This is a genomic window from Lentzea albidocapillata subsp. violacea (genome assembly GCF_900100275.1).
Classification (GTDB): domain Bacteria; phylum Actinomycetota; class Actinomycetes; order Mycobacteriales; family Pseudonocardiaceae; genus Lentzea; species Lentzea violacea.
On sequence record NZ_FNET01000010.1, the window covers coordinates 180,007 to 198,698 of the forward strand.

Genomic DNA, 18,692 nt, shown 5'->3' on the forward strand with positions numbered 1-18,692 from the left:
TCGTGGAGTTCCTGTCGGAAGCCTGAAGATCACGACCGGTTTCGACGAGGGGTGGTCCGCGCTCGCCGATCCCGGCAACGGCAAGGGAAACGGAACGACGAACAACCCGGACGTCCCGCCGGGACAGTCCAAGCAGGACATTTCTACGCCACAGCCGCGATGCCGAGCATGAGTAAGCAATTCCACAGCGTCTCGATTCGGCGGAAACGCCGGGACAGGAGGACGATGTAACGGTTGGGCAACGAGGCAAGGGAGGCGCCCGGTGCGGGCTACGACGATCTACGGCACCCGAGACATCCGAGTCGAGGAGGTGCCGGACGCGGCCGTCCAGGAGGCCACCGACGTCGTCGTCCGGGTCGAGCTCGCGTGCATCTGTGGCAGCGACCTGTGGGCGTACCGGGGCGTGGCCAAGCGCGAGGGCGGGCAGCGGATCGGGCACGAGTTCCTCGGCATCGTCGAGGAGGTCGGCGGCGAGGTCCACTCCGTCAACGTCGGCGACCGCGTCATCGCGCCGTTCGTGTGGAGCGACGGCACGTGCGCGTACTGCCAGGCCGGGTTGCAGACGTCCTGCCGCAGCGGCGGTTTCTGGGGCAGCAAGGGCAGCGACGGCGGGCAGGGCGAGGCCGTGCGCGTGCCGCAGGCCGACGGCACGCTGGTGCGGGTTCCCGCGGACGCGCCGGCGGCGTTGCTGCCCGCGTTCCTGAGCCTGAGCGACGTCATGGGCACCGGTCACCACGCGGCCATGGGCGCGGGTGTCGGTCCCGGCAGCACGGTCGCGGTCGTCGGTGACGGCGCGGTCGGCCTGTGCGGTGTGCTCGCGGCCAAGCGGCTCGGCGCCGAGCGGATCATCGCGATGGGCCGCCACGAGGACCGGGCCAAGATCGCGAAGCTTTTCGGCGCCACGGACCAGGTTTCCGAACGTGGTGAGGCCGCGATCGAGCGGATCAAGGAGATGACCGGCGGCCTCGGCGCGGCCGCGGTGCTGGAGTGCGTCGGCACCGAGCAGTCGTGGGAGACCGCGATGGGCATCGTGCGCGACGGCGGCCGGATCGGCTACGTCGGTGTGCCGCACGAGATGCCGGGGCTGCCGCTGGGCAAGCTGTTCGGCCGCAACATCTCCATCGGCGGCGGTGTCGCGCCCGTCCGCGCGTACCTGCCGGAGTTGCTGGCCGACGTGCTCGCCGGGCGGATCGACCCCGGTCCCGTCTTCGACCGGACGGTCTCGCTCGACGACGTCGCGCTGGGCTACCAGGCGATGGACGAGCGGACCGCCCTCAAGGTCATCGTCCGGCCCCAGATCGCGGGCTAGTTTGTGAGCACGTAGTCCTCGGCGCGTACGCGTTTGGTCCGCATCCAGTACCGCCAGGTGAATCCCGGCCACACGGTGCGGTTCACGCCCTGCGCGTCGAGGTACCAGCTCTTGCAGCCGCCCTGGGTCCACACGCCCTTGGTGAGCTTCTGCTGGAGCTCCTTGTTGAACTCCTGCTGGGCCTCCACTCGCACGTCCAGCTCCGCTGCGCGGTGTTTTTCGAGGAGCTGGAGGCACTGCGAGATGTACCGGATCTGCGACTCGATCATGAACACGACCGAGTTGTGCCCGAGTCCGGTGTTGGGGCCCAGCAGGAAGAACAGGTTGGGAAAACCCGAGACCGTGATGCCGTAGTAGGTCTCGATGCCCTCCTGGCGCCACTGCTTCGCGAGGTCGACGCCGCCCTTGCCCTGGATGTCCAGGTAGTCGAACGAGTCGACGACGTGGAACCCGGTGCCGTAGATGATGACGTCGACCTCGTGCTCGACGCCCGCACTGTCCACGATGGACTTCTCGCGCACCTCGGAGACCTTGTCCGTCACCAGGTCCACGTTCGGGTAGCCGAGGGTGGGGTAGAAGTCGTTGGAGATGAGCACGCGCTTGCAGCCCATGGTGTAGTCGGGCTTCAGCTTCCTGCGCAGCTGTGCGTCCGGCACCTGCTTCTTCATGTGCTTCAACGCGATGCCCTGCGCGAACTGCATGATCTTCGGGTTGATCGCGAACCCCAGTGCGGACGACTCGCGTACCCAGTAGACGAAGTTGCGGTAGATCCGTTGCGTGAAAGGCAAAGCGCGGAACAGCTTCTGCTCCCAGCCGTTGATCGCGCGGTCGGCCTTGGGCATGATCCACGGCGGCGTGCGCTGGAAGATCTTCATCGACGCGACCTGGCCGGCGATCTTCGGCACGAACTGGATCGCGGACGCACCCGTGCCGATGACGGCGACGCGTTTGCCCGTCAGGTCGTAGTCGTGGTCCCACTGTGCCGAGTGGAACGCCTTGCCGCCGAAGTTCTCGATGCCCGGCAGCTCCGGGACGTTCGGGATGTGCAACGCGCCGACGCCCGCGACCAGGGCCTGCGCCCTGTAGGTGTCGCCCTGCTCGGTCGTGACGTTCCAGCGCTTGGCCTCGTCGTCCCACTGCGCGCCGGAGACCTTGGTGTTGAAACGGATGTGAGGCCGCAGCCGGTACTTCTCGGCGACGCGCTGCAGGTAGTCGAAGATCTCGCCCTGGCGCGCGAACATCCGCGACCACCTCGGGTTCATCTCGAACGAGAACGAGTACATGTGCGACGGCACGTCGCACGCGCAGCCCGGGTAGGAGTTGTCCCGCCAGGTGCCGCCGAGGTCGGCGGCCTTCTCCAGCACCACGAAGTCGCGCTCACCGCGGCGCTTCAACTCGATGGCCATGCCGAGGCCAGAGAAGCCGGTGCCGATGACGAGCACTTTCGTCTCTCGGTGCATGGGGAAGTCCCTCCGCTCGCGGTGGCTACTTCGCAGTAGGTTACTCGAAGTAAGTTACGAGCGGTAGACTCTGTTCGTGACAGCTCCTCGGCGCCGCATGCCCAAGGCCCAGCGCATGGCCCAGATGCTCACCGTCGCTGAGGAGATCTTCGCCGAGCAGGGCTATCTCGCCACCTCGATGGACGAGATCGCCGAACGTGTGGGCGTCTCGAAGCCGATGCTCTACGAGTACTTCGGCTCGAAGGAAGGCCTGCTCATCGGCTGCATCCACCGTGCGCGCACGGAGCTGCGCGAGAAGACGGCGGCGGCGATCGCCGGTGCGGCGAGTCCCGAGGAGTTCCTGCGGCTCGGCCTGCTGGCGTTCTTCGAGTTCATCGACGAGCACCGCAGGTCGTGGGCCCTGTTGCGGCAGGAGGCGGCCGTGGCGGTGCCGTCGGCGCAGGAGGAGGTGGAAGGCATCCGCCAGCAGCAGACGGACATGATCGGGGCCGTCCTGGCGTCGTTCACGCCGGACATCGACCCGCTGGAGGCGGAGGCGTTCGCCGAGATCGTCGTCGGCGCGACGGAACGTCTCGCGGTCTGGATGGAGCGCAGGCCCTCGGTGGGGCCCGCGCTCGCAACCGACTACGTGATGGCCGTGATCTGGCCAGGCGTGGACAACCGCCTTAGGAAGCCGCTTTCACCCGCTCGGCTCGCATAGCGGTGACGGCGGGCAGGTCCAGCGGCGCGGGCTTCACACCCGTCGCCCACTCGATCAGCAGGTCCGCGATCTGCGGGTTGCGCGGCAGCACGGGGCCGTGCAGGTAGGTGCACAGGATCCGGCCCTGCACGGCGCCCTCGACGCTGCCGTCGTTGCCGGTGCCGACCTTGACGTGCGCGAGCGGCCGGGCGGCCGGGCCGAGCACGGTGCGGCCCTGGTGGTTCTCGAACCCGCTCAGCACGCCCTCGAACAGGCCGTTCGCCGGCTCGGCGAGGACCTCACCGATCGCGCGGCTGCCGCCGGCGTGCGAGGTCGAGTCGATTAGGCCCATGCCGGGGTGCGTGACGTTGTCGGCACGGGTGAAGCTCTCACCGAAGATCTGGATGCCGGCGCAGACGCCCAGCACCACGGCGTTCTTCGTGACGGCGCGCTGCAGGCCGGGGTGCTCGCGCAGGTGCTTCACCGCCAGCGTCTGCGCGGTGTCCTCACCTCCGCCGACGACGTAGATGTCGCACGAGTCCGGCACCGGCTGGCCGTAGTTGATCGGCACGATCTCGGCTTTGATACCGCGCCACGTCATGCGCTTCTCGAGGACCACGGCATTGCCGAAGTCGCCATATGTGCCGAGGAGATCCGGCAGCACGAGCGCGATCTGGATTGTCGACTCACTCATCAGCGGCAGCCCTGGCATTCAAGTCGCGGAACGCGGTGTAGTTGGCGATGACCTCGACCGCCCCCTGCGGCATCTGGTCGATGGCCTTCAGCGGGTCGGGCACGATCGTGTGCTGGACCTCGGCATAGGTCAGGCGGACGGCGAGATCGGTCGCCCGTTCGCCGGACGCGATGACCGTGCGGCCCTGGAGGCGCTCGAACGGGACGTCCCACAGCCAGCTCAGGTCGCGGCCGTCGGCCTCCTGGGCGTTGATCACCAGGACGGCCGGGTGGTTGGCCTCCTTGACGACCGTGAGGGTCTCGCTCCAGCCCGCCGGGTTCTTGCTGAGCAACAGGCGCGCGCTGCGGCCGCCCCGCTGGATCGTGCGGTAGCGGCCGCTCACGTTGGAGACACCGCGCAGGCGGCGCACCGCCTCGTCGGCGGGGACACCCATCGCGTGGGCGGCGGCGGCCGCCATGACGGCGTTGGCCTGGTTGAACTTGCCCGGCAGCGTGAGGCGCAGTTCGAGCTGCCGGTGCTCCGGCGTGATCATCGCCTCGTCCGCGGTGATCCAGCTCGGGTGCGGGCGGGAGAGGTCGCAGCCCGTGCAGTGCCAGTGCTCGCCCTGCCAGCGGATCGGGTTGCCGCAGCGCGGGCAGCTCGCCGAGTCGTGGTGCCAGCCGGTGCCGGTGGCGACCCAGACGACGTTGGAGGCGTTCCAAGCCGCGCTCGTCACCATCACGTCGTCGCAGTTCGCGATGATCGTGCAGTTCTGCAGCTTGTCGACGGCGTCGCGCAGCGACCGCTCGATGGTGCGGACCTCGCCGACCCGGTCGAGCTGGTCACGCGAGAGGTTCAGGATCACCGCGACGGACGGGTTGCTGGCGCCCGCGACGGCCGGGAAGTAGGCCTCGTCGCACTCCAGCACGGCGTACGGCGCGTCCGGCTGCTTCGAGAGCGCCGTGACGTGGCCGTCGGGCATGTTCGCGCCGCTGTGGTTCGTGGCGACCTCGCCGAGCGCGCCCACGGCCCGCGCCAGCATCATCGTGCTGGTGGTCTTGCCGTTGGTGCCCGTCACGACGGCGACCCTGCGGCCCTGGGTGAGGTGGCCCAGCGCCTGCGGGTCGAGCTTCAGCGCGACCCGGCCGCCGATCATGCCGCCGGCGCCGAGACCCATCTTCTGGGACAGCGTGGAACTCAGGTTGCCCAGTTTCACGGCGGCTGCGGTGCGCAGGGGGAGGCGGGCGGGGGAATCGTTCACCCCGGCGATGCTACCGGCGCAGCTGTTCGGCCCTTTCGGACGGTGGTTGCGTTGGTGTGAACGGGGTTCGGTACAACTAGCGACTCAGTGCTCGCAGGATCCGGATGAGCTCCACCGTAGGCACTTGACACAGCTGCGCCATGTTTTCCAGTGCGGGCAGGTCGAGGTGCACGTCGGGCGAGGCACCTGACGGCAGCGCGAGCAGCCGTCCGGCCGCCCACCGTTTGAGGGGCAGGATCCGGGGGTTGTCGGTCGCGGCGATCCCGGTGAGGCTCAGCGTCAGATGCCCGGCGGGGGTGTCGCCGAAGAAGCGTTCGTGCACGCGGGCGAGGACCTCGTGTGCCGGAACGTCGAGGGCGTGACAGATCTCCACGAGACGCACGACGGAGCACTGCCGGGTGCCGAGCTCGTAGGTCGCCAGCGTCTGCAGCGAGATCTCGGTCTGCAGCCGCTTGTTCAGCTCCTTGCGGGTCCATCCGCGCTGCTTGCGAAGGCTGCGGATCTCGTCACCGAGCACGCGCTGGTACGCCACTGTGTCGATTTGGCCGTTCGCAGTCTGCACCCTGGTCCTCCACCCCGTGAGCGGGTCTCACGGTGATGGAAGGCGCCAGTGCTTCGCTGCTTACGCAACTTGCTAGGAGAACCCCCCGAATGGGGGATACATATCTACTCTGGGTATCAGTTTACGCAGCGCACACCGTCTGCGGAGATGGGCGGAGGGGCCGCGGGGTCAGCCGGTTGCTGACGCGCACCGTCCAGGGCGAGTACTCCGGAACCGGTGAAACCCCGCGCGCCGGGACCCGAGTAGTCCGATCCGAGGAACACGCGGACGGCGCCGACCGGCACGTTCACGTCCTCCTCGATCTTCAGGCCGCCGAGCGTCTCCTGGACCGCGTTCGCGCCCGCCTCGCCGCCCTTGCCGTAACGGACGACCGACTTCGACATGGCGTCGGCGTTGCCCGTCTGGCCGCCCGTGAAGCCCTTCGCGACGAGCGACTGGAGCACCTCGCCCGCGAGACCGGCCTGGCCGGAGGCGTTGCGGACGTCGACGGTCACCGAGGCCTTGTCGAACTTCGGGTCCGCCGGGTTCGACGACGCCGGGGCCTTGCCGAGGTTCTTGACGAACGTCCGCACCTCGGACTCGACCACCTCGACCGCCGAGCCGTCCTCCGGGGTCTGCAGGTCGGGGTTGCCCGTCGGGATCGTCTGGAAGGTCATGTTGCCGCCCGTCATGTCCTTCATCTGCAGGGCGAACTTGGTGATGTCCCAGCCGTCGTCTAGCACGATCGCGCCGCTGACGGCCTTGATCATCTCGCTGCGCTTGGTGCTGTCGGTGAGCACGCCCGCCGACAGCATCTTCTTGGCGAGGCCCGCCATGAAGACCTGCTGGCGCACGACGCGGTCGAGGTCGCCCATCGGCAGGCCGTGGCGCTGGCGGACGAACGCGAGCGCGTTCTTGCCCTCGATGGTCTGCGGGCCCGCGGGGAAGTTCGCGCCGGAGAAGCTGTCGCGGACCTTGTTGTTGAGGCAGACGTCGATGCCGCCGATGGCCTTGGTGATGTCGTAGAAGCCGACCAGGTTGACCTCGGCGTAGTGGTCGATCGTCGCGCCGGTCAGGGTCTGGATGGTCTCGATGAGGTTGTTCGCGCCCGCCTTGCGCGACTCCATCTCGATCTCGGGCGCGGGCTTGCCGCTGCCCTGCAGCTTCTCGGCGGCCTTGTTCTTGGCGAAACCGTAGGCGGAGTTGATCTTGTGTCGCCCGAACCCGCCCGCGATCCTCACGTAGGAGTCGCGCGGGAACGACACGGCGTAGGCCTTGCCGCTGTCGTTCGGGATGTGCAGCAGGATCAGCGTGTCGGTGTTGAAGCCGCCGTCGTCGGCGCCGCCCGCCTGCAGTTCGTGGAGGATGTGCTGCGGCAGCGGGTTGCCCTTGGAGTCGGTGCGGCTGTCCATGCCGACCAGCAGGATGTCGATCGCACCGTCGGCGGGCTTCTCGCCCGCGTCGGCCAGGTTCAGGTCCTGCTTGGTCAGGCCGTCCGTCAGCGCCGTCAGGTTCTGCCACGCGATGCCGGTGACCAGCAGGATCGTCGCCGACAGCATGCTGATGAAGATCTTGGCGCCGGTGGACGCGCCGCGCTCGGCCTTGCTCGGCCGGCGGGCCGGCGCGGGCCTGGGCCTCGGCCGGGGCGCGGGTGCGGCGGCCTTCGCCTTCGCGGGCGTGGTGCGGACCGTGGGACGGTCGACGACCGGACGCGGGCGCGGGGCGGACGACGTGGCTCGGCGCGGTGGTTCGCTGCGGTTCGCCGACTCCCTGCGCGGGGTCTCACGGCGCGGCGGTTCCGCGCGGCTCGCCGGCTCGCGGCGTGGCGGTTCGACACGGCTCACCGGCTCGCGGCGCGGCGGTTCGGCGCGCTTCGGAGGCTCCCGGCGTGGGGGTTCGGCACCGCCGGGCTGCCTGCGCGGCGGTTCGGCCGCGCGTGGCGGCACCTGCGGGCGGCGGGGCTGGCCCACCTGGGGGCGCGGGGTGGCGGAAGGTCGCCTGGGATTCCCGTTCGGGTCTCCCGGCCGCGGCGGCCGGTTGTCCACACCCACTCCTTTCAGCGCATTCGGGTACACCAAGTAGACGTGCGGGGCCGCCACTCGGTTGTGCACAGGGTGACACAGCGCCGGAGACCACCCGATCGAGGCCCCCTGACCAGCGGTTTTATCTGTTTCGTAGACTCGTCGCCGTGTTGACGATGCAGGACGCGCTGCTCGCGCTGACCAAGTACTGGACCGACCGAGGCTGCATCGTGGTGCAGCCGTTCAACACCGAGGTCGGGGCGGGAACGCTGAACCCGGCCACCGTGCTGCGGGTGCTGGGCCCCGAGCCGTGGCGCGTCGCCTACGTGGAGCCGTCCGTGCGGCCCGACGACGCCCGCTACGGCGAGAACCCGAACCGGCTGCAGACGCACACCCAGTTCCAGGTGATCCTCAAGCCCGATCCGGGCGACCCGCAGGAGCTCTACCTCGGTTCGCTGGAGGCGCTGGGCATCGACGTGCGCGGGCACGACGTCCGGTTCGTCGAGGACAACTGGGCCTCGCCCGCCCTGGGCGCCTGGGGCCTCGGCTGGGAGGTCTGGCTCGACGGCCTCGAGATCACCCAGTTCACGTACTTCCAGCAGGCCGGCGGCATGACGCTGGACCCGGTGTCGGTGGAGATCACCTACGGCATCGAGCGGATCATGATGGCGCTGCAGGGCGTCGACCACTTCAAGAAGATCGCCTACGCGCCCGGCATCTCCTACGGCGAGGCGTTCGGCCAGGCCGAGTTCGAGATGTCGCGCTACTACCTCGACGACGCGGACGTGGAGGCGAACAAGCGCCTCTTCGAGGAGTTCGCGGCCGAGGCGCGGCGCATGCTCGACGCCCGCCTCCCGGTGCCGGCGCACAGCTTCGTGCTGAAGTGCTCGCACATCTTCAACGTGCTGGACGCGCGGGGCTCGATCTCCACGACCGAGCGCGCCCGTGCGTTCGGCCGGATGCGCGGACTGGCCCGTGAGGTCGCCGCACTGTGGGCCGAGCGCCGGTCCGAGCTCGGGCACCCGCTCGGTGTGGCCGAACTCCCGGCCGCCGTCGAGAAGCCCTCGTCCTTCGCGGACGTCGTCGCGCCGGCGACGCTGCTGTTCGAGATCGGCACCGAGGAACTGCCGCCGCACGAGGTGATCCGGACCGTCGACGCGGTGCGCGCCGCGGTGACCTCGAAGCTGGCAGCGACCCGGTTGTCCAGCGGCGAGGTGACCGTGCACGGCACGCCGCGCCGGATCGTCGTGCTGGTGCCCGCGGTCTCCCCGCGTGAGCCGGACGCCGAACGCACTGTGCGCGGTCCTCGCGTCTCCGCTGCCTTCGACGGCGACGGCAACCCGACGAAGGCCGTGCAGGGCTTCGCGCGCGGCCAGGGCGTCGAGGTGTCAGCTCTGGGGCGGGTGACCGAGAACGGCGTCGAGTTCGTGGCGCTGACCAAGTCCGACGCCGGCCGTGGCGCCGTCGAGGTGCTCAGCGGGCTGCTGGCCGAGGTCGTGTCGGACCTGCGGGCCGAGAAGAACATGAAGTGGAACGACCCGAAGCTGTCGTTCACCAGGCCGATCCGCTGGCTGCTCGCGTTGCTGGGGGAGACCCCGGTGCCGGTCGCGGTGTCGTCGCTCGCCTCGGGTACCTCGACGCGCGTGCACCGGACGGCCGGCGCACCGGTCGTCGAAGTGTCCAAAGCGGACGGTTACCTGGAGTTCCTGCGGTCGCATGGCATTGAGGCCGACTCGTCGGTGCGTTCCGCCTCGATCGTCGCCGCCGCGCAGGAGCTGGCGGCGTCGGTCGGCGGTGTCGTCGAGGTCGACGGCCTGCTGGACGAGGTGACGAACCTCGTCGAGTGGCCGACGCCGATCCTCGGCTCGTTCGAGGAGCGGTACCTGGAACTGCCGGGGCAGATCCTCACCACGGTGATGCGCAAGCACCAGCGCTACCTGCCGGTGCGGTCGGCCGACGGGACCCTGCTGCCGCACTTCGTGGCCGTGGCGAACGGTGCCGTGGACGCGGACCTGGTGCGAGCGGGCAACGAGGCCGTGCTGCGCGCGCGGTACGAGGACGCGGCGTTCTTCTGGCGGGCGGACCTCAAGACGCCGCTGGACGAGATGAAGTCCGGTCTCGCCAAGCTGACGTTCGCGGACAAGCTCGGCTCGATGGCGGACCGTGCGTCCCGGATCGCTTCGCTCGCGGGCCGGTTCGCTTCGGTCGTCGACGTCGACCGTGAGACCTTGGACCGCGCGGGTGCGCTGGCCAAGTTCGACCTCGGCTCGCAGATGGTGATCGAGCTGTCGTCGCTGGCCGGCGTGATGGCTCGCGAGTACGCGGCACGCGCAGGCGAGACGTCCGAGGTCGCACTGGCGTTGTGGGAGATGGAACTCCCGCGTTCGGCCGGCGACGCGCTGCCGTCGTCGGTGCCGGGCGCGTTGCTGTCGCTGGCGGACCGTTTCGACCTGCTGGCGGGCCTGTTCGGCATCGGCGCGCAGCCGACCGGTTCGTCCGACCCGTTCGGCCTGCGCCGCGCGGCTCTCGGCGCGGTGACCGTGCTGCGGGCGTTCCCGGACCTGCGCGCGATCACGCTGCCGGTGGCGCTTTCCCTTGCCGCTGAAGGACTCGAGGTTTCCGCGGAGGCTCTGGAGACCGCACGCGAGTTCGCGGTGCGCCGGTACGAGCAGGCGTTGCTCGACGGCGGGCACGAGCACCGGTTCGTGCAGGCGGTGCTGCCGCTGGCCGACTCACCGGTGCTGGCCGACGAGACGTTGACGCAGCTGGAGTCGTTGGCGGGCAACGAGTCCTTCGACGCGCTGGCTGCCGCGTTGCAGCGGGTGCGGCGGATCGTGCCCGCGGCCGTCGAGGGCTCGTACGACGCCTCGGTGTTGTCGGAGCCCGCCGAGGTGGCGCTGCACAAGGCGTTCGACGGGGTGTCGCGGGATGTCGTCGGGCTGGCCGCGTTCTTCGCTGCCGCCGAAGGGCTGACCGCGCCGATCAACACGTTCTTCGACGAGGTGCTCGTGATGGCCGAGGACGAGAAGGTGAAGGCCGCGCGGCTTGGGTTGCTGGCTTCGATCCGGGACTTCGCGGCGCCGGTGCTGGACTGGACCCAGCTGTAGGACGACGACAAGGAGGGCCGGCTCGCGGTGAGCGAGCCGGCCCGTCGGAGATCAGCCAGACTCAGCGGCGCACTTCGCGTCGTTCGGACGCTGTCCGCCGAGCAGGTACTCGGTCACCTTGTCGTTGGCGCACTTGTTCCTGCCGATCAGGTAGGCGCCGTGCCCGCCCTGGTCGACGGTGATCATCGCGGCCCGGTCACCGAACGCGCGCCGCGTCGAGTGCGCGCCGGCGAGTGGCGTGGCGGGGTCGCGCTCGTTCTGCACCATCAGGATGTTGCGCGGTCCGCGGTCGGACAGCCGCACCTGCTTCTCCACCGGCTTCGGCCAGAACGCGCACGGCTGGATGTTCGCGGCGGCCGCGCCGAACATCGGGTAGCGGATGCGGTCCACGGCGACGTTGCGCTCGTAGGCGCGGACCGACGAAGGCCATTCGGAGTCGCCGCAGATCACGTTCAGGCGGCCCGCGAGCAGGGCCTGGATGCGCGGGACCTCCGGGAACTCCTGCGGCGGCTGCGGCCGGCCGGTGTCGAACGCCTTCCAGGAGGCGGCGAGCTTCGCGAACGACTCGTCAGTCGTGCTGTACAGGCCCGCGAACGTGCCCATGCGGAACATCTGCCCGTTGATGCCCTCGACCGACGGCTTCTCGTCCAGGCGTGCGGCCAGGTCGAAGTACTTGGCGCGCACCTGTTGCGGCGTGGCGCCCAGGCCGTACTCGGGGTGCGCCGCCGCCCACTTCGCGAAGTCCGGGAACGTGTCCTCGACGCCACGGGCCATCAGTCGCCCGCCCTCGACGTCCCAGCCGCTCGCCGGGAGGTTGCTGTCGATCACGACGCGGTCGCTGGTCCTCGGGAACAGCGTGGCGTAGACCGAACCCAGGTAGGTGCCGTACGAGTAGCCGAGGAACGAAGCCTTCTTCTCGCCCAGTGCGGCGCGAACGCTGTCCAGGTCGTGGGCGATGTTCCTGGTCGTGTTGTACGGCAACGTGTCCGCGGTCGACGACTTCAGGCACTGCTCTGCGATCTTCTTCGTCTCGTCGGCGCGCTTGCGGACGTCAGACGGCTTCACGGCGTACGGCGGCACGCTCCCCGCAGCCATTTGTTCTTCCGTGAGGTCGCACGTCGTCGGCGAGCTGTAACCGAGACCGCGCGGATCCATGCCGATGATGTCGTACGCGTCCAGCACGGTCTGCGGCATTCCCAGTGCCTTCAGGACGAACGGGAACGTCAGGCCCTCGCTCGGCCCGCCGGGGTTGGTCAGCAGGATGCCCTTGCGCTTCTCAGGGCTCCTGCTCGCCAGCCGGGTGATCATGATCTCGGTCTGGCGGCCCTCCGGCTCGCGGTAGTCCAGCGGCACCTGGAGCTTTCCGCACTCCAGTCCGGGAAGCGCCACGTCAGCAGGGCAGGTGACCCACTGCACCTGCTTCACGGGCGGTGCCGCGGACGACACCCCCGGTACCGCCACCAGCGCTGCGGCGGCGGTCACGACCGCGGCCAGAGACAACGATTTTCGCATTAGCAAATCCTCCCCGACGGCGCGCCCCCTCGGCGCGCCAAACCAATGAATGTCAGCCGCTCATGCGGACGAGAACGTCCAGCTGGGCCTTGTTGTAGAGCTCGACCATGACCTTGATGACCGTCCGCTTCGCGTGCTCCACACCGCGCGGTGCGTCGCTGTACAGACCTGCCGCGTCCGGGAACGCGGCACGCATCTCGGCCATGTACGGCATCGCGCGCATGCGTTCGGCCAGGCTCTGCCGAGTCTGCTCGTCGGCGTCCTCCGGCAGCGCGTCGAACTCGACGACCGCCGGATCCTTCGAGTAGCCCTTCAGCGTCTCGGCGTACCTGGTCAGCGTCTCCGGCGAGAGCAGTTGCGCCAGCACGACGGTGAACGAACGGTCCTGCGGTGACAGGTTCGCACCCGAGATCATCGCCGCGACGTCGGCCGGCAGGTCGGTCGGCGCCTCCTGGCGCAGGATCACCGCCAGTTCGGCCCGGATCCGTTGCAGCCGTTCGATCGTCGCGGCCAGTTCGGCGTCGAGTTCGCGCAACGCCTCGCCGGGATGTTCGTCCCCGTCACCGAGGTCCGCGATCTGCGTGAGCGACAGGCCGAGATCGGTGAGACGCTTGATCCTCATCACCCGCACGAGATGGGGCACGCCGTAGCTCTTGTAGCCGTTGGCGCGGCGTTCCGGCTCGGCGAGCAGGCCCACGTCGTGGTAGTGCCGGATCGTGCGCAACGTCGTGCCGGCGAGATCGGCCAGCTGGCTGGTGCTCCACCCCACGACGTTCTCCCCCCGTTCGGCCCGGACACGACCCAGTTGAAACCATGCCGCTACGGCACGGTCAAGGCAGGGCGGATCTTTCCGACGAAGGTGGCGGGGAGAGTCCACTTTCGTCGCACGCAAAAGGCCCCGGTCGAGCCGACCGGGGCCTTTTGTCCTACCAGGACTTACAGGAACTGACGACCGCGGGTGACAGCACCGTAGGCGTCCACGATGCCGTGACCGTAGAAGCCGTTGAACTTCGCGTCACCTTCACAGGTGGCGTCGAACTCCGGCGAGCGGCCCACGTTGACGTACGACACGGTGCGCGGGTTCGGGCAGGCGCGCTGCGTCGCGGTCTTGTAGAGCACCTTCTCGACCTTGTCGGGCGAGAGGGTCAGGCCAGGGTTCTTCCTGTCCTTCTTGCCGTACTGGCTGACGATCAGCGCGGCGACACCAGCGGCGTGCGGGGCGGCCATCGAGGTGCCCTGCAGGTACTGGTAGTAGCCGACCTTGTCGCCCTGCACGGCCTTCTTCACACCGGCGGCCAGACCGGCCTCGGTGATGTTGCCGGCCTCGTCGATCGCGCCTTCGACGAGAGCGACGTTGCGCGGGTAGGTCGACAGGATCATGTTCTCGTTGGTGCGGTACCACGGCGTGCCGAGGCCGTCGCGGAAGTAACCACCGGGAGCCGAGAGCGCCGTCTGCTCAACGCCGTAGTTCGAGTAGTCGGCCTTGTTGGTCGACGGGCCGAGAGCCGACACCGAGATGACGTGGTTGCCCTCGGTCGGGAGGTTGAGGCACGTCGCGTTGTCGACCGGACGCGGGCGGTTGTGGCCCGGCGGGTAGTTCGGGCTCACGGTGTCCTGGCGCGGCTTGCCCAGGTCCTCGTGGTTGTTGCCACCGGCACCGATCAGCGTGACGCCCTTGCGGTGCGCGTAGTTCAACGCGCGCTGCACGGTCGCGATGATCGTGCGCTGCTCCAGCTGCTCCTCGACCGAGGCCGTGGGGTCGTTGGCGCAGTTCATGTACCAGGGGTCGACGTAGAACGACATGTTGATGACGTCCAGGCCGATGTCGGCGCCGTAGGTGATGGCGTCGACGACGGGCTGCAGGAAGAACGAGCCCGCGTCCTGGCCGCCGCGGATGTTGACCAGCGACACACCCGGTGCGACACCGGAGATGCCGAAACCGTTGGCAGCGGCGCCGATGGTGCCGGCGACGTGCGTGCCGTGGCCGCCGTCGTCCCAGTTCGCCGGGTCGACGCAACCGCGGAACTCACACGGGCCGTCGAAGACGCCACCGTCGGAGTCGTTGGGGATGTCGACCGTGAAGTTGCGCGAGAGCTCGTTGTTGAAGTTCGGCGCGATGTCCGGGTGGGAACCGTCCACACCGGTGTCGAGAACACCGACGTACACGCGCTTGTCGCCGGCCTGCTTGGCCCGCGCGATGTTGGAGCGGACGAGGTTCAGGCCCCACAGGTCCCCGTCGAGCGGGTCCATGCCGGCCGTCGTTCCCTGCTGGGCGGGAGCCTTGTTCGGCTTCTCGCCCTTGTTCTCCTTCTCGACGTTGTCCCGCTTGGTCTTCTCGGCCGCGGGCGCGTGCCCGATCGGCTTGGTCCGAGCGGCACCGACGATCGCGCTCGAAGCGGAAACCTTCTCCGCGAAGCCGTTCGCGGGTGCCTTGACCGTCAGCAGGCCGACGGCGTCGTTGCTCCGCACGACCTCGCCGCCCGCCGCTTCCACGGCGTCGATCGCGAAGTCGCGGTTTCCGGGTTCTTCCAGAAGGACGGTGTACTCCGTGGTCGGCCCTGTGGTGGCCGGCGCGGCCCCCGCCGCCGAAGTGCCCGCTGCGATCAGCGACACCGTGGCCGCCACCGCCATCACGGTTCTGCGCGTTCTCACCTAGCTGTCTCCTCACACCCGGTCAGGGCTGGATCCAACAACACACGGAGCGGCCCCCGATTGCCGCCCAAGTTGGACACACTGACACGAAAATTCGCTGCGCATCAGCGCCTTTCGTACGGAATCGAACTGTAGCCGATCGGAAGCGGAGCGTGATGTTATGAGAAGAAATCTTGACTTAACAAGATTCAAGGGATGGACTTCGCGATTATGCGAAGACGGGTAATGGCATCGTCGGCGTGCCTGCTCTTTCTCCTCACCGCCTGTGGCGACGCAGGTCAGGGGTCTCCGACGCTGCCTACGCGTGGTCCCAAACCAATCGTCGGGGTAATCCTTCCCGACCGAACGACATCCACGCGTTGGGAAGAGCAGGATCGTCCTCTGCTCACACAGGCGTTCAACTACGCGGACATCGAACCGTTCATGGAGAACGCCGAGGGCGACGAGGCGAAGTTCGCGCAGATCGCCGACGAGATGATCCGCCGTAAGGTGAAGGTCCTGATGATCACGCCGTTGTCGGCGGCGGGCGGTCTCGCGGTCCACAAGAAGGCGAAGGCCGCGAACATCCCGGTCATCGACTACGACCGGGTCACGCTCGGCGGCACGGCGGAGTACCACGTGGGCTTCGACAGCGTGAACGTCGGCCAGTTGCAGGCGGACGGCCTGATGGCCTGCCTCGGCGACAAGCCGGGCGCCCAGATCATCGAGATCCAGGGCGCTCCGACCGACCACAACGCGACCCTCTTCACGCAGGGCCAGAAGTCGCGGCTGTCCTCGAAGTACGACAGCGGCGCGCTCAGGCTCGTGAAGTCGCAGCCGGTCGCCGACTGGAACAACGACCTCGGCGGTCAGCTGTTCGAGCAGATCCTGAACGAGAACGGCGGCAAGGTCGACGGCGTGGTCGCGGCCAACGACGGCCTGGCCGGCGCGGTCATCGCCGTGCTCAAGAAGAAGAACCTGCGGGTCCCGGTCACCGGTCAGGACGCCACTGTGGACGGCCTGCGGGCCGTGCTGGGCGGCGACCAGTGCGTCACCGTCTACAAGCCGGTGCGCGACGAGGCCGAGGCCGCCGCCAGGCTGGCGATCGCCATCGCCCGCGGGGACCTGGAGGGTGCCGATGACCTCGCCACCGGCAACCTGCGGGATCCCGTTTCGCGACGCGACATCAAGTCGGTGCTGCTCGGCGCGACGCTGATCAAGAAGGACTCCGTCCGGACGCTGGTCACGGAGGGCATCGTCAAGCCGGCGGAACTGTGCGCCGGCGGGCTCGCCCAGGTCTGCGCCCAGCAGGACATCGTCGGAGGCTAGAGACCCGTCACGGCCTGTCTTGATCAGGCAGGTCGTGACGTCCCGAAATGAACTCCTGAACGGCGATCTTCGCCTTGATGATCGGCTGCCGGATCCTGGCCTCCCGGCGGTACGCGCGGGCCAGCTTGCGCGAGCCCTCCGGATAGCGCCAGCGCGCCCACGGTGACCCCGGCCGGGCCAGCCGCACCGCGCCCACCGCGGGCACCACCGGCACGAGCAGGCCGAGCAGGCCGGTCCAGATCTTGCCCTTGAGCAGCGCCACGATCGCGAAGCACAGGTTCACCGAGATGATGATCAGCCGGAGCGTGAACGTGGACGCCGGCGTCGTCTCCGGGTTGAGCTGCAGCACCTCGTCGTAGCCGAACGGGCGTGCGCCGAGCAGGAACGTCCCGGTGAGCCCGACGGCGAGGAACACCGCGTCCACGGACAGCCGGCCCGCCTTCATCCAGTACACGTCCCGCAGGTGCAGGATCAGCGCGAACTCGTCCAGCACCAGCGCCGCACCGACCCCGAGACCGGCCGCCGCGGCCAGCCTGGCGCCGTGCAGGTCGTCGGGGATGACGAGACCCCCGACGCTGGACAGGAGCAGCAGCACGGTGCCGAACACGACGTGATGCACGTGCGTGTCGCCGTGCACGATGTTTCCCGGCCACCAGCGGACCTTCGCCCTGATCATGCGCACGCTGATGCGGATGAACACGAATGTGGTCACCAAACCGATGAAGAAGAAGAGCAGTCGTTCGCTGCCGGTCAAGCCACGGCCCCCTGGGTCAACGACCTTCCAGGTTACCGGCCTTCGGGCAGGTTCATGTTCTTCACGGTGCCGATCTGGAACACGGTGCCGTGGACGTCCCCGACCAGCTTGTTGGAGATCGTCGGGCGGCCCTTCGGGGCAGCTTCGGCCGGTGCGTCGCGCAGGTGTTCTCCGACCAGGGCGGCGAGTCCGCCGGCGATCTGGGGTGCGACGGCGACCTTGATCGACATCGCCGTCAGCTCCGACACGAGCACCTCCGCGAACTCACCTGGCATCTCACGGTAGCAGCGAAATCGATGGCTCGACTGAGGGCGGGGACCCGTGGTTGACTGTCTTCGGTCGTACGTTTCGTGTTCGTGGATCACCCCGCTCGCGGAACGAGGTTGCGAGCGAGCGGGTTCTCCAGGTTCCGGAGAAGACGCCGCCGTGACTTGACCCGGTGGTCGCGAGCGCGATCCGGCACCTGTTAGAGGAGAAGTAGCAAGATGGCAGTACAGGGCACCGTCAAGTGGTTCAACGCGGAGAAGGGCTTCGGCTTCATCTCCCCCGACAACGGTGGCGCCGACGTGTTCGTGCACTACTCGGAGATCCAGGGGAACGGCTACAAGTCCCTCGACGAGAACCAGCGGGTCGAGTTCGAGATCGGTCAGGGCCAGAAGGGCCCGCAGGCCCAGGGCGTCCGCGCCGTCTGAGTCTGACCGGCCAGTTCTGATTCAAGACAAGCCGCCTGTCCACTATCGGACATGCGGCTTTGTCGTATCTTGTGCCCGATTCATCGCGCTCAGTAGCGTCGCGGCATGGGGAGACCGTTCGTAGCCGGTCCGTTGCTGCTCGCGTTGCGGCCCAACCGGTTCGTCCGGTGCCGTGGGCATTTTTTCGCCGGCGGGCAGGTCGTCGGAGAGGTTCGTGTCGTGTTCTAGAACTTCTCGGGGACCTTGAGCATGCCCAGCTGTGACATGACGGTCGCCGTGTCGCCGTAGACCCGCTGGCAGACGAGGACGTCCTTGTCGAAGAGGAAGAAACCGACCATCCTGACCTTGAACGACCGTCCGGTAACTTCTTCGCCGATGAGGCTTCCCAGGTGCGTGCCCTGCAGTTCGAACTCCACGATCACGGCATCTTCGGCGTGGTGGACGTCGATGACCTTGTTGCGCTGGTCGGGGAACGCCGCGCGGGTGCGTTGCCAGTAGTCGCGCACCGCGTCCACGCCATCGAGGACCTGGCCGGACGCCATGATCTCGTAGCGGGGGTGCGGAAACGTGTTCAGAGAGGTGTCGAAGTCGTGGTCGTTCTGCGACTCCATGTGTTCCAAGACGATCGCTTCACGCAGCGCTCTGAGCGCCCTGGACTCGGTCATACCGGCCGACCCTCCTACGTACGCCGTACGTCGCAGGGAAGCTACTCCACGTCGGATG

General features: G+C 68.4%; 17 protein-coding genes. 6 read left to right on the top strand and 11 right to left on the bottom strand.

What is annotated here, in order from left to right:
- Window positions 1-262: 262 nt before the first annotated feature.
- A complete protein-coding gene (locus tag BLR21_RS23120) occupies window positions 263-1,309 on the top strand; it encodes a zinc-dependent alcohol dehydrogenase family protein (protein WP_090008141.1) in 1,047 nt (348 codons plus the stop codon).
- Here BLR21_RS23120 and BLR21_RS23125 read toward each other — a convergent pair.
- The gene (locus tag BLR21_RS23125; RefSeq protein WP_090008143.1) at window positions 1,306-2,769 is read right to left on the bottom strand and encodes a flavin-containing monooxygenase; all 1,464 of its coding nucleotides are present in this window, start codon (window positions 2,767-2,769) and stop codon (window positions 1,306-1,308) included. The two genes, BLR21_RS23120 and BLR21_RS23125, sit on opposite strands and share 4 nt — an antisense overlap.
- Before the next feature lie 115 nt (window positions 2,770-2,884).
- Here BLR21_RS23125 and BLR21_RS23130 point away from each other — a divergent pair, with 115 nt between their 5' ends.
- The gene (locus BLR21_RS23130; protein WP_090008351.1) at window positions 2,885-3,469 is read left to right on the top strand and encodes a TetR/AcrR family transcriptional regulator; all 585 of its coding nucleotides are present in this window, start codon (window positions 2,885-2,887) and stop codon (window positions 3,467-3,469) included.
- Here BLR21_RS23130 and BLR21_RS23135 read toward each other — a convergent pair.
- From BLR21_RS23135 to BLR21_RS23150, 4 genes are all read right to left on the bottom strand, one after another.
- On the bottom strand, window positions 3,435-4,142 hold the full coding sequence (locus BLR21_RS23135) for a type 1 glutamine amidotransferase (protein WP_030479202.1): 708 nt from the start codon (window positions 4,140-4,142) through the stop codon (window positions 3,435-3,437). The two genes, BLR21_RS23130 and BLR21_RS23135, sit on opposite strands and share 35 nt — an antisense overlap.
- The gene (locus BLR21_RS23140; RefSeq protein ID WP_256334876.1) at window positions 4,135-5,382 is read right to left on the bottom strand and encodes a MurT ligase domain-containing protein; all 1,248 of its coding nucleotides are present in this window, start codon (window positions 5,380-5,382) and stop codon (window positions 4,135-4,137) included. The genes BLR21_RS23135 and BLR21_RS23140 overlap by 8 nt, the downstream gene beginning before the upstream one ends.
- 76 nt (window positions 5,383-5,458) lie before the next feature.
- The gene (locus tag BLR21_RS23145) at window positions 5,459-5,944 is read right to left on the bottom strand and encodes a helix-turn-helix domain-containing protein (RefSeq protein ID WP_256334877.1); all 486 of its coding nucleotides are present in this window, start codon (window positions 5,942-5,944) and stop codon (window positions 5,459-5,461) included.
- A 116-nt stretch (window positions 5,945-6,060) separates the two neighbouring features.
- Window positions 6,061-7,968: an LCP family protein gene (locus BLR21_RS23150; RefSeq protein WP_256334878.1), complete on the bottom strand. Its 1,908-nt coding sequence runs from the start codon at window positions 7,966-7,968 to the stop codon at window positions 6,061-6,063.
- A gap of 152 nt (window positions 7,969-8,120) precedes the next feature.
- Between BLR21_RS23150 and BLR21_RS23160 the strand changes: the two genes are divergently transcribed.
- Window positions 8,121-11,051, top strand: coding sequence for a glycine--tRNA ligase (locus BLR21_RS23160; protein WP_090008357.1), 2,931 nt, complete (start codon window positions 8,121-8,123; stop codon window positions 11,049-11,051).
- Between the two features lie 51 nt (window positions 11,052-11,102).
- Here BLR21_RS23160 and BLR21_RS23165 read toward each other — a convergent pair whose 3' ends face one another.
- From BLR21_RS23165 to BLR21_RS23175, 3 genes are all read right to left on the bottom strand, one after another.
- Window positions 11,103-12,563 (bottom strand): alpha/beta hydrolase, encoded by a 1,461-nt coding sequence (locus BLR21_RS23165; protein WP_090008150.1) that lies wholly within the window; start codon window positions 12,561-12,563, stop codon window positions 11,103-11,105.
- 52 nt (window positions 12,564-12,615) lie between these two features.
- Entirely contained in the window at window positions 12,616-13,332 is a 717-nt protein-coding gene (locus BLR21_RS23170) for a helix-turn-helix domain-containing protein (protein WP_090008152.1), read from the bottom strand.
- A 167-nt stretch (window positions 13,333-13,499) separates the two neighbouring features.
- Window positions 13,500-15,194: a S8 family serine peptidase gene (locus BLR21_RS23175; protein WP_090008154.1), complete on the bottom strand. Its 1,695-nt coding sequence runs from the start codon at window positions 15,192-15,194 to the stop codon at window positions 13,500-13,502.
- Between the two features lie 231 nt (window positions 15,195-15,425).
- Between BLR21_RS23175 and BLR21_RS23180 the strand changes: the two genes are divergently transcribed.
- Complete coding sequence (locus BLR21_RS23180) at window positions 15,426-16,523, top strand: sugar ABC transporter substrate-binding protein (RefSeq protein ID WP_090008358.1); 1,098 nt, start codon at window positions 15,426-15,428, stop codon at window positions 16,521-16,523.
- A 7-nt stretch (window positions 16,524-16,530) separates the two neighbouring features.
- On the opposite strand, the gene BLR21_RS23185 is transcribed toward BLR21_RS23180, so the two are convergent.
- Together BLR21_RS23185 and BLR21_RS23190 are read right to left on the bottom strand one after the other, a co-directional pair.
- On the bottom strand, window positions 16,531-17,235 hold the full coding sequence (locus tag BLR21_RS23185; RefSeq protein WP_256334879.1) for a hypothetical protein: 705 nt from the start codon (window positions 17,233-17,235) through the stop codon (window positions 16,531-16,533).
- A gap of 74 nt (window positions 17,236-17,309) precedes the next feature.
- Window positions 17,310-17,552: a hypothetical protein gene (locus tag BLR21_RS23190; protein WP_090008158.1), complete on the bottom strand. Its 243-nt coding sequence runs from the start codon at window positions 17,550-17,552 to the stop codon at window positions 17,310-17,312.
- Window positions 17,553-17,762: 210 nt separating this feature from the next.
- Here BLR21_RS23190 and BLR21_RS23195 point away from each other — a divergent pair, with 210 nt between their 5' ends.
- Window positions 17,763-17,969, top strand: coding sequence for a cold-shock protein (locus BLR21_RS23195; RefSeq protein ID WP_030479190.1), 207 nt, complete (start codon window positions 17,763-17,765; stop codon window positions 17,967-17,969).
- A 105-nt stretch (window positions 17,970-18,074) separates the two neighbouring features.
- Complete coding sequence (locus BLR21_RS43935) at window positions 18,075-18,197, top strand: hypothetical protein (protein ID WP_256334880.1); 123 nt, start codon at window positions 18,075-18,077, stop codon at window positions 18,195-18,197.
- Here BLR21_RS43935 and BLR21_RS23200 read toward each other — a convergent pair.
- The gene (locus BLR21_RS23200; RefSeq protein ID WP_090008160.1) at window positions 18,194-18,634 is read right to left on the bottom strand and encodes an ester cyclase; all 441 of its coding nucleotides are present in this window, start codon (window positions 18,632-18,634) and stop codon (window positions 18,194-18,196) included. The genes BLR21_RS43935 and BLR21_RS23200 overlap by 4 nt on opposite strands.
- Between the last annotated feature and the right edge of the window lie 58 nt (window positions 18,635-18,692).

Excerpts from the sequence above, each read along its gene's own strand:
- BLR21_RS23125 (WP_090008143.1), bottom strand. The coding sequence starts at position 2,769 with ATGCACCGAGAGACGAAAGTGCTCGTCATCGGCACCGGCTTCTCTGGC.
- BLR21_RS23130 (WP_090008351.1), top strand. The coding sequence starts at position 2,885 with ATGGCCCAGATGCTCACCGTCGCTGAGGAGATCTTCGCCGAGCAGGGC.
- BLR21_RS23135 (WP_030479202.1), bottom strand. The coding sequence starts at position 4,142 with ATGAGTGAGTCGACAATCCAGATCGCGCTCGTGCTGCCGGATCTCCTC.
- BLR21_RS23160 (WP_090008357.1), top strand. The coding sequence starts at position 8,121 with ATGCAGGACGCGCTGCTCGCGCTGACCAAGTACTGGACCGACCGAGGC.
- BLR21_RS23165 (WP_090008150.1), bottom strand. The coding sequence starts at position 12,563 with ATGCGAAAATCGTTGTCTCTGGCCGCGGTCGTGACCGCCGCCGCAGCG.
- BLR21_RS23175 (WP_090008154.1), bottom strand. The coding sequence starts at position 15,194 with ATGGCGGTGGCGGCCACGGTGTCGCTGATCGCAGCGGGCACTTCGGCG.
- BLR21_RS23180 (WP_090008358.1), top strand. The coding sequence starts at position 15,426 with ATGCGAAGACGGGTAATGGCATCGTCGGCGTGCCTGCTCTTTCTCCTC.
- BLR21_RS23190 (WP_090008158.1), bottom strand. The coding sequence starts at position 17,552 with ATGCCAGGTGAGTTCGCGGAGGTGCTCGTGTCGGAGCTGACGGCGATG.
- BLR21_RS23195 (WP_030479190.1), top strand. The coding sequence starts at position 17,763 with ATGGCAGTACAGGGCACCGTCAAGTGGTTCAACGCGGAGAAGGGCTTC.
- BLR21_RS43935 (WP_256334880.1), top strand. The coding sequence starts at position 18,075 with ATGGGGAGACCGTTCGTAGCCGGTCCGTTGCTGCTCGCGTTGCGGCCC.
- BLR21_RS23200 (WP_090008160.1), bottom strand. The coding sequence starts at position 18,634 with ATGACCGAGTCCAGGGCGCTCAGAGCGCTGCGTGAAGCGATCGTCTTG.